The organism is bacterium (genome assembly GCA_036504735.1).
In the GTDB taxonomy this organism is placed as follows: domain Bacteria; phylum Electryoneota; class RPQS01; order RPQS01; family RPQS01; genus DASXUQ01.
The window spans coordinates 364,378-377,526 of record DASXUQ010000017.1 but is presented as its reverse complement, the minus strand read 5'-3'; the positions used below and the strand labels follow the sequence as shown (position 1 = coordinate 377,526).

The 13,149-nt window shown below is 57.7% G+C and carries 9 protein-coding genes; 8 read left to right on the top strand and 1 reads right to left on the bottom strand.

Features of this window, described 5'->3' with window-relative positions; all coding sequences use genetic code 11:
- The first annotated feature begins 91 nt into the window (after positions 1-91).
- The 6 genes from VGL38_14065 to VGL38_14040 all read left to right on the top strand — a co-directional run bounded on the left by VGL38_14065 (position 92) and on the right by VGL38_14040 (position 10,992).
- Positions 92-1,177 carry an MBL fold metallo-hydrolase gene (locus tag VGL38_14065; protein HEY3296551.1) on the top strand — a complete coding sequence of 362 codons (1,086 nt, stop codon included), beginning with the start codon at positions 92-94 and terminating at the stop codon, positions 1,175-1,177.
- Positions 1,178-1,626: 449 nt separating this feature from the next.
- A complete protein-coding gene (locus VGL38_14060) occupies positions 1,627-4,506 on the top strand; it encodes a hypothetical protein (protein ID HEY3296550.1) in 2,880 nt (959 codons plus the stop codon).
- A 312-nt stretch (positions 4,507-4,818) separates the two neighbouring features.
- The gene (locus VGL38_14055) at positions 4,819-6,225 is read left to right on the top strand and encodes an FAD-binding oxidoreductase (protein HEY3296549.1); all 1,407 of its coding nucleotides are present in this window, start codon (positions 4,819-4,821) and stop codon (positions 6,223-6,225) included.
- Positions 6,226-6,506: 281 nt separating this feature from the next.
- The gene (locus VGL38_14050; protein HEY3296548.1) at positions 6,507-8,807 is read left to right on the top strand and encodes a T9SS type A sorting domain-containing protein; all 2,301 of its coding nucleotides are present in this window, start codon (positions 6,507-6,509) and stop codon (positions 8,805-8,807) included.
- A gap of 244 nt (positions 8,808-9,051) precedes the next feature.
- On the top strand, positions 9,052-10,059 hold the full coding sequence (locus VGL38_14045) for a metallophosphoesterase (protein ID HEY3296547.1): 1,008 nt from the start codon (positions 9,052-9,054) through the stop codon (positions 10,057-10,059).
- A gap of 165 nt (positions 10,060-10,224) precedes the next feature.
- Positions 10,225-10,992, top strand: a complete 768-nt coding sequence (locus VGL38_14040; protein ID HEY3296546.1) for an SDR family NAD(P)-dependent oxidoreductase — start codon at positions 10,225-10,227, stop codon at positions 10,990-10,992.
- A gap of 83 nt (positions 10,993-11,075) precedes the next feature.
- Here the strand turns inward: VGL38_14040 and VGL38_14035 are convergent, their stop codons facing one another.
- Complete coding sequence (locus VGL38_14035; GenBank protein ID HEY3296545.1) at positions 11,076-11,531, bottom strand: CoA-binding protein; 456 nt, start codon at positions 11,529-11,531, stop codon at positions 11,076-11,078.
- A 511-nt stretch (positions 11,532-12,042) separates the two neighbouring features.
- On the opposite strand from VGL38_14035, the gene VGL38_14030 reads away from it, so the two are divergent.
- Entirely contained in the window at positions 12,043-12,435 is a 393-nt protein-coding gene (locus VGL38_14030; protein HEY3296544.1) for a hypothetical protein, read from the top strand.
- Positions 12,436-12,475: 40 nt separating this feature from the next.
- Complete coding sequence (locus VGL38_14025; protein ID HEY3296543.1) at positions 12,476-13,117, top strand: hypothetical protein; 642 nt, start codon at positions 12,476-12,478, stop codon at positions 13,115-13,117.
- Positions 13,118-13,149 lie beyond the last annotated feature (32 nt).

The window sequence follows — 13,149 nt, the reverse complement described above, 5'->3', positions numbered from 1 at the left end:
CATCACTTTGGAGCGGCGGTGAAACCTAAGTGCGGTATACGCATTGAATGATTGCTGAGGGCGGTTCAAAGACGGTAGAAATAAGGGACACGTGAGCAAGCTGAGAACATTGGGGATTGTGGCGGGCGCGGCCTTGCTGCTGATGGCGGGGGGCGTAGCGGCGTCCTCCAACCATCAGGACAGTCTGACCGCAGGTCAGCGCCGCACGCCGAAGAAGTCCGACCACTTTGACGGCACACGGTTCTACAACATCGGGTTTGAGCCGTGGAGTTCCAGTCCGCACCGCAACGGCTTTTTCGGCGTGATGAAATGGATGTTAACACGCCATGCGACTCCGTGGAAATGGCGGAACAATCCTGTCGAAGCCAAGCCGCACGAACGGGTCTACGGCAAAGAACTGGTGGTGACATTTGTCAACCATGCCACGGTGCTGATTCAAACCGAAGGGCTGAACATCCTGACGGATCCGGTCTGGTCGGAGCGGGTGAGTCCGGTATCCTTTGCCGGGCCAAAGCGCTATCGTCCGCCGGGGATCCGGTTTGATGATCTGCCGCCGATAGATCTGATTCTGGTTTCGCATAACCACTACGACCATATGGATCTGCCGACCTTGAAGCGGTTGCGGAAGGCGTGGAAGCCGCCGATCTTTGTCGGGCTGCGAAATGCAGCTTATCTGAAAAAGGAAGGCGTGGGCGGCGCGGAAGACATGGATTGGTGGGACCGGAAGCAGATCGCCGATTCGGTATGGGTGACCTGTGTGCCCGGGCAGCATTTTTCCGGGCGCGGATTCGGGGATCGCAGCGAAACGCTATGGTGCGGCTTTGTGATCGAAACTCCGCACGGCAATATCTATTTTGCCGGAGACACAGGCTACGGGCCATTTCTCGAGCAGATCAAGGCGCACTACCGGGGGTTCCGCCTGGCCTGTCTGCCCATCGGGGCATACTTGCCACGGTGGTTCATGAAGCCTATCCATGAATCACCCGATGAGGCCTTGCTGATACACAAGGATCTGTCCGTTGAGACCTCAATCGCGATCCACTTCGGCACCTTTTCACTGGCCGATGACGGGCAGGATCAGCCGCCGAACCGCATAAAGGAGCTTCTATCTGAGGCACCGGACCCGAAGCCAAGGTTTTTAGTGCTTGAAAACGGGGAAGCCGCAACGATTCCCTGAGCACAATTTCATCGCATAGCATATGCTATGGTTGCTGGGCCAGACCTTACGGGGCTGGCCCTTTCTGTTGCCCATCCGCACATCAAAGCGAGCGCGAGCCGCGAAGAGGAAAGATATCCTTCCGGGAAGCGCGAGCCGGGTTTGAATATTTTGGAATTCCGCTATTCGCTGGCCGTACCGAGGCGGCAGTTAAACCTAAACATGACCGTGATAATACTTTAGGATTAAGGAATGATCATGTTCAGCCGGTTCCAGAATTCTCAACTTTTTGCAGTCCAAGTTAACGGGCCGCTTAAACAATTTTTTTTCCGATGGAACACTTGTTGACAACTGAGGCTGTTGTTTGTACTATTTACTCATACATAGGACGGGGCTCGATTCTCACGAACCGTTTCGAGATCCAGTCATGAAGCATGGGAAAACTGAGCGCAATCATGTAAGGAGAGAGCATGAAAGCACGATCAAAAGTGTTTGTTTGTCTGTTGTTGGTTTGTTTTGGTGCATTTGCGGTGATGGTTCAGGCGCGGCCTGCGGTAAAACGGTTTACGGATAAGCCGCCGGAAGCGCAGCAGGCGAATCCCTACGCGCCGCTGCCGCCTGCGGCGACGGTGCAGGATGCCGGACGGTGGGATGCACAAAAGGCGGACAACGAGCGGCTGGCCCAGCAGGTGTATGAACGCTGGCAGGCCGGTGCAGAGGTCAGCGCGAGCGAGAAGGAGTTGATGGACGTGTACATCTTCTCGCGCCAAGGCAGAGACGGCGGCTTTGGTCCGCTGGATTCGCAAGGCGGTCCGGATGCCTTCGGCTACCGTTGGCTGGACAATATGGCGCCGGATACGGCGACCTATGAGTGGATCGAACTGCGGGGAGATCCGGGCACAACCTACATCAACACCTGGTCGGGGACGCATGACGACAGCTACTCGGCATCCAAGCACCCCTTTGGTTTCAGTTTCCCGTTCTACGGCGTATCGTACGATTCCTTCCGCGTTTCGACCAATGGCGTCATGCAGTTCACGACGATATCGACGTCGCTGTCCAACGTATGCCTGCCCAGCACAAACGTAGCCGGTCCGGCGATCTTCCCGTATTGGGATGACCTGCATCTGGATTACGGCGGCGTGACGGGCGGAACGAATGTGGTCGGTTACAAGAATTTCGGCAGCTACACGGTCATTGAATATGACTCGGTCGGACATTGCTGCACGGCCGGTAATGCCAGCCTGAAGTTCGAAGTGATCGCGTTCGCCGATGGCCGGATCAAGATGCAGTACAACAATCTGGTCATGTTGGCGGCTTATGACAGCACGCAGACCATCGGCATTCAGGCCAATGGCGCGGCCGGCAGTGCGGCCTTGACCTATGTCTGCAACCTCGTGGGCATCCAGCCGGCGAATGGCCGGGCGATCTGGTTCTATCCGCCGGCTGGCGTGCAGCACAACTTCGCCTGCGGCGGAGTCGCCAGCCCCACCACCGGCAACTACCAGCCCGGCTCGACGGTTCCGGTGACCTTTACGGCAACGAATTTTGGATTTGCCACGGAAGCCAGCCCGGTGAAATACCGCTTCAACGGCGGCGGCGTAGTGACGGAGACGACGGCATCCTTGCTGCAGTACGGCTCGGAGGTCCATACCTTTGCCGCGCAAATCACTCTGCCGAATACTGTCGGCGACTATATGCTGGATGTGTGGACTGATCTGGGCACCGACATGGATCGCAGCAACGACTCGTGCCATGTCCTGGTGCACGTGCGCAACTGCGTGGACTTTACGATCAATGCGCCGGGACAGACCGCAGGCAACACAACCGGTGCCGGCGATGATTGCAGCCTTCGCCCGGGCCTGGATCAGGTGATTCAGGTGAATATTCCCTTCGACGGCGGATGGACCTTCTCGATGTGCGCCGGAACGCCGACATGGGACTCGTATATGTACCTGACGTCGTCCTGCTGCGGCGGCACCACCATCGCCACCAATGATGATGGGTGCGGCAGCGTGAGCTTCTCCCGCATTACCTGCCAGCAATTGACGGCGGGAACGTACTATGTGGACATCGAGCCCTATTCGAGCGCGACGGGCGCGTGGGTGTTGGATGTTACGCCGTGCGTCCCCTGCAATATCACCTGTGATCCGAATGACATTCACGAGCTGACGGAAAACCCGGCGGATACGACCTTCTACCGCACCGATCCGGACGGCGGCTGCAACAGTGCCCCGCCCGCGTTTGGCACGATCTCCTGCGGGCAGACGGTGTGCGGCAGTGTGTTTACGTACATGGGACCGACGGGCGTCAGCCGCGCGGATTCGGACTGGTACGCGATCACCGAATCCACACCGGAAAGTCTTTCGGTGGACCTGTACTCTGAAGTGCCGGTGCGCTTCGGCATCGTGAAGTATGGCCGGACGGCTCCCTGTGATTCGGCGCTGCTGTGGATCACCAGTTTGACAACATCCGACTCCTGCACGCATCACGTCATCAGTTCGCCCGAATGCCGTACGCCCGGGTTCTATGCCCTGGTCGTCATACCTTCGGTGACGTCGGGAATTCCGGTGCCGCGCGACTATCGCATGGCGCTGAGTTGCTTCCCGTGCAGTCCGCCCGTGCCGCCGGCAAACGATGCCTGTACAAGTCCGACGCCTGTAACGGTGGCGCACAATGACACTCTGCTGGTGCTGGGGTCAACCTCACTGGCTGACGTCACGTGCAGCGATACCTGTGACTATACGTCCGACAGCCGGGATGTCTTCTATGCGCTGAATGTCACCGGATGCCGCCTGATCGAGATGAAACTTGAACAGTCGGTGGGCGCGACCAGCGGCGATATGCATCTTGCCCTGTATGCTCCGGGCGAGTGCTGCACACATCCGGCACTGCTCTGCAATGATGACTGGGGACATTTCGATTCGACCGGCCTGACGTGGGCGCACAACCATGCGACCTACTCCCTGACCTCATGGCTGGCCGACTCGTTTGCCACGGGCACGTACCTGATCCGCGTCGGACGTTACTCCACAGGCTACGGGCCCTTTGCCTTGACAATTTACGACGAAGGCCCGTGGTGCATCGAGACGTGCGATTCGGCGACCAACGTTACCGTGTACCGTGTGGACGCCACCCGTGCCGATTCCTGCATGGACGTGCGTTTCACCGCGCCGTTGGCCGGGCAGTACCAGATCTGGAGTACGATTGACAAGAACAGCGCGTTCACTCCGGGGCTGCCGTGGAACCTCGACGCCACGGTAACCGTTCCCGCGGGAGCAAACGCCTGGCGTGATCCTTCCGCACTGGTGCCGTTCCGGCGGTATGTTGTGCGGCATATCTGCCAGTAAGCTTGGGGATCAGCGGGTTCCTCGAAAGCGGGCTGCCTTCCGGCGGCCCGCTTTTTTATTTGCAGAGAAGCGGACGGCGCTTGACAGCGCCTCGGAATGGCCGTATACTATGCAAAGCACGACCCGATGAAAAGGGCAAGGCATCCAAGTTACGCCTTCCTTGTCTCTGTGAATCAGAGTATAGATTTTTGAGCGGGAGTAGCGCGCACATCCAAACAGGTGATGCCTCTCGAAGGCTTGCCTGCCGACGGATCGAGACCTCTTAGTGTGCGATACCCATTCAAGACCTTATCAAGGATTCAGGAGGAGATTATGGCCTTTCTGCGGCAAGATGACCTGGAAAGCCTGCGGCAGGGGATGCGGGGCGAGGTGGTGGTCGAGAGTAACCCCAGCTACAACGACGTGCGCAAGATCTGGAACGGAATTTTCGACCGTAAGCCCGAAGTCATTGCGCGCTGCGTGAGTACGCCGGACGTGGTGAACGCGATCCGGTTTGCGCGGGAACACAAACTGCCGCTGGCGATTCGCGGCGGCGGCCACAACTCGGCGGGCACCGGGACGTGCGATGCGGGGATGATGATAGACCTGTCGCTAATGCGGCGCGTGAACGTGGACCGGCACACAAAGACCGCGCGGGTGGACGGCGGCGCACTGCTGGGCGATGTGGATGCGGAGACACAGCTCTATGGAATGGTTGTTCCATCGGGCATTATCTCGCATACCGGTGTAGGCGGGCTGACGCTGGGCGGCGGCTTTGGCTGGACCACCCGCAAGTTCGGAATGTCGATTGACAATCTGCTTTCGGCGGAAGTGGTCACTGCAAACGGCGACGTGGTCACGGCCAGCGCGAAGGAGAATGAAGACCTGTTTTGGGGGCTGCGCGGCGGAGGCGGCAACTTCGGCGTGGTGACCTCGTTTGTGTTCCGCTGTGCTGAGGTGGGCAAGCAGGTGTACTCCGGTCTGATTATCAAAAAATTCGAGAACTTGAAAAAGTACTACCAGTTTCACCGCGAGTTTGTGCGGCGCATGCCGGACAATCTGACGGTGTGGACGGTGGTGCGCCACGCTCCGCCGCTGCCATTTATCCCTCCCGAATACCATGGCAAGCTGGTGATCGTGGTGCCTTTTGCCTATGTCGGAGATCCGGCGGAAGGCGAAAAGCTGATTAAGCCGGTCCGGGACGCCACCGAAACCATTGGCGAAGCGGTGGGGATGAATCCGTGGACCGGATGGCAGAGCGCGTTCGATCCGTTGGTATCGCACGGGGCGCGCAATTACTGGAAGTCCCATCAGGTAAAAGAGCTGCCGGATGCGTTTATCGATCGCATCGCCGAGTTTGCGATGAAGATGCCGACGGACGAATGCGAGGCCTTTATTCCGCATCTTGAAGGCGCGATGAGCCGCGTCGGAGAAACGGAAACGGCGTTTGCGCACCGCAAGGTGCCGTTCAATCTCAACATCCACACGAGGTGGCGCGAGCCGAAGGATGACGAGCGTTGCAAGGCGTGGGCGCGGGATTTCCACGCGGCCACCGCCGAGTTTGCTCAGGGAGCCTATGTGAATTTCCAGAGCGACTTAAGCGAGAGCGAGTTGAAGATCGCTTACACTCCGGCGGTGATGGAGCGGCTGATCACGGTAAAGAACCGCTGGGATCCGGACAATTTGTTCTGCATCAACCAGAATATCAAACCCAAGGTCCACGCCGAGATGCTGGCGTAAGCAGCGGCAAAGCAAACCGAATCTACTGTGCGGGTCAGGCGAAAGCCTGACCCGTTGCTTATTACTTCCATTCTGTCTTGCTCTTGCAGATCACATTCAGGACGAACACATCCGGATAGAATATGTTAAGAAATTTTGCTTTTCTCTTGATTATTTCATGGCAATATCCCACATTATAGCTGATTCAATCGGCATCCGTTGCGCGCCGGGGCATATGGGCCGCGCCGGAATTGGCAATGACAACATCAGTGGATCTTCCACATCTTCCGGGAGGGATTGCTATGAAAAACCTGCTGGGCTGCATCGGCGGATTGGCGATGCTGGTTTCCCTTGGTTGGGGCCAGTATAATCCGGATACCCTCTGGACACGGACATGGACCGCGGGCGCGGGCGGCGCTGAATTCTTTTCGCTGCACGGGCGGGCGGATGGCGGTTTTCTGATGGGCGGGAAGAAATGGGAAAGCGACAACAGATTGTATGGGTACATGGCCCGGCTGGATGCGCAGGGCATTCTGCTCTGGTCCCATGACTACGGCGACGGCACACAGTCCTTCAGCGGATTTGCCGCCGGGCAGAGTGGCCGCTACTATTTCTGCGGGAACAGCGCGTTCTCCGACTCGGGACGGGGAATCCGGGTGGACGAGGTGGACACGACGGGTGCCATCCTGAATTCCCGGGTATATCGAGATCCTGCCGGCGATCTCACGAGTCATGATCTCGCGGCCACAGCCGACGGCGGACTGGTTCTCGGGGGCACCGCTGAGGACTGGGATTCATCCGGCATCATCCTAATGAAGGTGGACAGCGTCGGATCGATCACATGGCGTCAGCTCTACTTCGAAGCGGACTATCAGAGTCTTGCTGCCGTGATTCAGACGCGCGACGGCGGTTATGCCATCGTGGGCACGGCGGCATACGCGGATCGTATGCAATCCCAGTTGCTGGTCATCCGGTTTGAGCGCGACGGGCGTCTGATGTGGACGCGCGCCATTGGGTATGAAGGGCCGGAAGGTGGCTACGGTATTGTGCAGACAGCGGACGGCGGGTTCTATGTGACGGGCACGTCCAATGACGTGAACTACACCCAGCAAGGCACTCTGGTTGCACGGTTGGACAGTCACGGCGAACTCTTGTGGATGCGTGTCTGGCGTGCCCCGCATCCTCAGACATCGTATGGCTATTCCGTGGCCCTGACTCCGGACAGCGGCTGCGTGGTGAGCGGTTACTATGAATCCATGTACCCGGACTACCCCTGTGGACTTCTGCTGCGCTACTCGGCGCAGGGCGACCTGGTGCTGGCGGAGACCTATACCGCGGGTGTTGGCACTGCCCAGTTTTACGGGATTTCGGTGATGCCGGACAGCAGTTATGCTCTGGCCGGAACGTTTTGGCCGAGTACAGGCGGCAACCGGATGTGGCTGGCACGGATGGCCCACGAGCGACTGATGCTGCGCCATCCAGCGGGCCACGATGTCCTGCTGGTAGATTCCGTCTATGCCCTCCAGTGGGACGCGCTGCCCCGTGGCGGCACGGTGACCATCGAACTGGACCGGGACTTCCCTTCCGGCACGTGGGAACCGGTGGCGGCAGCGACGGCAAATGATGGCGAGTTCACGTGGAACGTGACTGTTCCCGAGACAGAGCACGGACGGTTCCGGGTCCGCCATGATCAGGATACCACGCAGGCGGATACCGTAACTGCCGACATAATCATTACCCATCCACGGCTGGCGATACGTTCACCGCAGGCAGGCGATACGGTGTGGAGCGGCAATCTGGATACAGTGTTCGTGGACAGGTATTTCATTCCCGACGATCTGCACATTGAGGTGAATCACGATTACCCGACTGGGCCGTGGGATACGCTGATTGTCACATCGTCGCTGGACTGGATTCCGTGGTCGGTCACACAGCCGGCTTCCAACCATTGCCGGATACGACTGACCTCGGCAACCCGCCCGGAGATTATGGCCGAAACCAACGGCGACTTTGTGATTATGCCCACACCGATCACCGTGAGCACGCCGAGCGGCGGCGAGGTATTCCATGTGGGGCAGCATCGCGTCGTGATGTGGGACGCACCGCGTCTCGACGGCAACGTGGCGGTGCTGCTGAACAGCAATTACCCCAGTGGAACGTGGATGACGGTGGGACCTAACCGGCCCAACGATGGCCGTGTGGCGTGGACCATTCCCAATGTCAACAGCACCCACTGCCGCATCCGGGTGATAGCGGTCCGGGATCGTTTAACATATGGCGAGAGCGCCGCGGATTTCACCATTACGGACGCGCTGGATGCCGATCCCGATCTTTTGCCCCGAGACTTCTCCTTCGACGCACCGTATCCCAATCCTTTCAATGCACTGACCACGATGAAGCTTGAACTTCCCACCGCAACGCCCGTGAACCTTTATGTCTGCGACGTGACAGGCCGGGTGGTGCGGACTCTGGTCCATGGAATGATGGAGCCGGGATCACATTCTCTGGTCTTTGATGGCTCGGGCTTGGCTTCGGGATTGTACTTTGCGCGGCTGGAAAGTCCGGCACTGACGCGAACTCAAAAATTGCTTTTGCTGAAATAGGACGATAAGCGGCTAAAGAAGCTTCTACCTGTTGCGGTATTCGTCTGAAAGGTAGACTTACACGCAGGCTCCTCACGTTTGGGGAGCCTGCTTTTTGTTGTGGAGATTAGTCTTTGCGGATCGGAGTGCTTCAGACATGCCTCCTTTTGCTGCAATTTTGTATTTTCGTGGAGATTTCTATACCCGAATATCAGGAATAGATGCTATATTCTAATAGATGTTAAAGTTGAAGTGATGGATGGCCATGTATCGAATTGTTCACCTGTCTGATTTGCACTACTCCACCGCGAGCCGGGAGAAGGCGCGCAGCATGCTGGCTGCCGTGGCGGCCTCCGAGCCGGATCATCTGATCATCAGCGGGGATCTGACCGATGACGGGCGGGCGGTGTATGCTCGGGGGCTCAGGTCACTGCTGACACAGTACGGGTTTGACTCTTGCGAACGGCTGACGGTGGTGCCGGGGAATCATGACATGTACGGCTTCATCTACCGCACGTTCTCCAAGGCAGACGGCCTGCTGGCGGGAATGCGCAGCCTGCGCACGGTGAAGGATACCGTCGCGCGCTTGCGGGATTTGCATCGCCGTCTGTCGTCTTACCGGGAACGGGATTATGACCGGGAACTGGGCCGCTTCCGCTCCTACTATGAGCGGGCATTCGACGGCTGCATTGCCACCTATCGCAGCCGCAGCGGCTTTCCCTTTGCCAAATTGCTGCCGAATAATCTGGCGATCATCGGCGTGGACACCTGTTTCTATCTGCCCAAGGTTTACAGCCTGATGAATCTGCTGCGGCACGGCATGCAGGTGATGCGGACGAAGGATGTGACACTGCTGGGGGAAAATCTGAGCGGGTCGACGGGCTGGGTGGATTTACGGGCTTTGGAATCGCTGCTCAACATTCCGGAGATCCGGCGGCGGCGCAAGATCCTCTCGCTGCATCACTGTATGCATCCCTTCAGCTTTTTGCTGAAAACCCATTCGGAGTCCTGCGCCAAGGAGATGCAGCTCGTCAACCGTTCGGCGCTGGTGGATATGCTGCGGGCGCACCGCATCGAAATGATCCTGCACGGGCACTATCACACGCTCCATGCCTATTATCTCGAGAGCGGAGTGCCGGTGTTGAACAGCGGTGAGCACGGGGGATCGGCCTTCTTTGGATTGGAAGTGTCGGCACGCGAAATGGACGTCCGGCTGATGGGCGACGGAACCGCCGGCATGCCATCTCATGAGGAGCCGAGTTCTCTGGCCTAAGGCTGGAGCATGTACAAGGTATCAAAGGCAGTCTCGGCGAGGCTGCCTTTTCTTATGGGAGTTTTCCGTCGGCGGCGTGACGATGCGAACAAAATGGGGCACAGGGGAGTTTCAGGGGAAAGTGAAACGGTAACCAAGGCATGAAGCACATAGAGGAAGTATCCGATGAACAACGGCGTAATCGTGATCACCGGGGCCAGCGAAGGAATTGGCGCGGCACTGGCGAAGCTTGCGGGAGGTCAGGGAAACAAGGTGGTGCTGGCGGCGCGGACGGAAGCGAAACTCCGCACTGTGGCCTCTGAGGTGGGGGACAATGCCCTGGTGGTGGTGACGGATGTTACCCGCCGAGCCGATGTGGAGCGATTGAAGGTGATGGCGCTGGAGAGGTTCGGTCACGTGGATGTGTGGGTGAACAATGCGGGGAGAGGGATCAGCAAGCCCGTGTTAGAACTCACCGATGATGAGGTGGACCAGATGGTTGCGATCAATCTGAAGTCCGATCTGTACGGTATGCAGGCGATCATTCCGCACTTTGTCGAACGCGGCGCAGGGCATCTGATCAATGTGTCGACGGTGCTCTCTAAAGTGCCGTTTGTGCCCTTGCGTGCGGCCTACAGCGCGGCCAAGGCGGGTCTGAACATTCTGACCGCCAATCTGCGTATGAGCCTTGCGGCCTATCCGCAGATCCATGTGTCGCTGGTGCTTCCGGGAGTGGTCAGGACACAGTTCTTCGAAAATGCGCTGGGTGGAACCCCCAACTGGCAGGGCACTACGGCACAGGGAGCGCAGACCGCAGAGGAGGTAGCGGCAGTCATCGCCGAAGTAATGGATAATCCCCGGCCTGAGGTTTATACCAACCCGGCGTCACCGGAGATGGTGCGCCGCTACTCGGAAGACATCGCAGGATTTGAAGCCAGCCTCGCGCGGCGTTGAAGCCACATAAAGACGTATCAACAGAACAGGCTCCTATCCGGGAGCCTGTTCTGTATCAGGACTGGCGATAGTAACCGCGCTCGTCAAACCAGTCCCTCTTTGCGCAGTTTGCGGTGAGTGGCGCCGATGCAGAGGTCCATGATTACCGTGATTCCCGCGGCACGGGCTTTGGCAGCCGCGGCTTCGTTGGCGATTCCCAGTTGCATCCAGATCACCTTGGCGCCTTTGGCAATGGCATCATCTACAACCGGCGGCACGTCATCCGACTTGCGAAAGATGTTGACAATGTCGATGGGACCGGGCACATCCCGCAGACTGGCATAAGCCGTCTCGCCCAGGGCTTGCTGCAAGGTTGGGTTCACGGGAATAATATGGTAGCCTTGCTCCTGCATGTAAGCCGGTATGGAATTGCTGGGGCGATCCGGCTTGGTGGACAGCCCAACGACGGCAATGGTCTTGTTCTCCTTTAAAATCCGGCGGATGTCTTCGAGACTGGGCGCGGCGGCAGTTCCGGTTTCTGGAGACGATGAAGAAGTCATGACAATGATCTCCTTATAGATTCAATGGTCTACTTTGTTTACGCAGCACTCGCCAATTTGTTCACGGACAAGAGGTGTGCTCAGAACTCTACTCTGGTGTTCACCTGCCCTACCCCTGACATTCGAGGCGGGTCTATTATACTAACTACAGTTATTCTATAAGTTTATTCTACCTGCTCCGTTGCGAAATTGCATGTCGCATTTATCCACTCCATAAAGACAAACCTTTGTAGGTGTTGAAGTAATATGAATAGGTCCCGTGACTGTTCCTCGATATTAGATTAAGGATAGTCTTATAAAGAGAATGTGAATGTAGTGTGATCTTTCTATTGCCATCTATGGATTAATTTGCTACCTTTGGTGCAAATAGGCGTGTCTGAGCACTATCCGGTGCAGAGATTGGAAGCGATTCGACACAGCGGCATTCACGCGCGGTTGCGCTCCGGGTAAGCCGCACGGAGCCGGGTGAGGTGTTTCCCACGCAAATCTTTCAGCGAAGGACAAACCGATAATGGCAACCAAGCACTTTGCCATGCCCCTGAACGGTGACAGCTTGCAGACCGGGGATACCACGGTTAAGGCGTTGTGGGAAAGAAACGCGGCGGTGCAACTGCGGCTGACCAATGTCTCTGCCGGCGAGTCGAACAAGGTCACCCTGATTACGCAGAAGAATGGTCAGACAACCCGCAAGGAATTCGTGTTGAAAATCGAAGGCGGAGTCGCATCCGTAGAACTCAGTCCGCATGATCTCGGGATGGTGTTTGATGACGCGATGGACGGAGACTGGGATTTTGTCGAAGCGGAATGGACTGTAGGGGCCACGGATTTTCCGAACGGCTCTCTGATGTACGAAGTTCAGAGCGGACGGACGACCAATCTGCATGGCTGGCCGCCCAACAAGTAACTTTTATTTTCTCACTTTAGTCATACCTGTAGGTCCCACCGTGCCCTGGGAAACCATCGTTTATTACGTTGGCTTTTCGCTGGCGATTTTCCTTTGCCGGAATCTCGGTGGTCTGTTCTGGATCCCCATGTCGTTGGACATGGGGTTTAATGTTGCGGTGGATAGCGGACTACTGGCAGGATGGGATGTGCGCTGGCTCAGCGTGGCCTACGGTTTCGCGATCTTTGTATGGGTGCTGGCCTTATCGGGAGTGCCCGGCCGCTCGGCATACGTGGCCGTACTTTTGGCCGATGTCTTTGCGGTATTGAACGGGATTGCGCCGCAGCTTCAGGCTGTGGGGAGCGGCGGGCAGTTTTGGGATGCCACCAGCATGCGGATCTACAACGTGTGGATGGTTTCCATTTCTGTGATTGTCTGTTCGGTGGTCGTGAAGAGTCTGGCTCTTCCCCGGTTGCGGGGGAGGCCGGTAGATCTGCTGACGAATCCCAAGCGGCGGTTTGTGCTGCCCATTGGCTGCTGGGCGTTGATCCTTGCGCTTTCCGATCACCTCCAGCCGCTGCTGCCCGGGCCGTGGTGGGATGCCAAGTACACGATTTCGGCGCATGTCCTGGTGTGGGGCTGGGTCGCGCTGGAACTGCCCTTTGTGCTGGCGCATTACCGGCTGCGCCGGCAATACGGATAAGCACAAGAGGTCTCCAGACGCCGCAGGCTCTC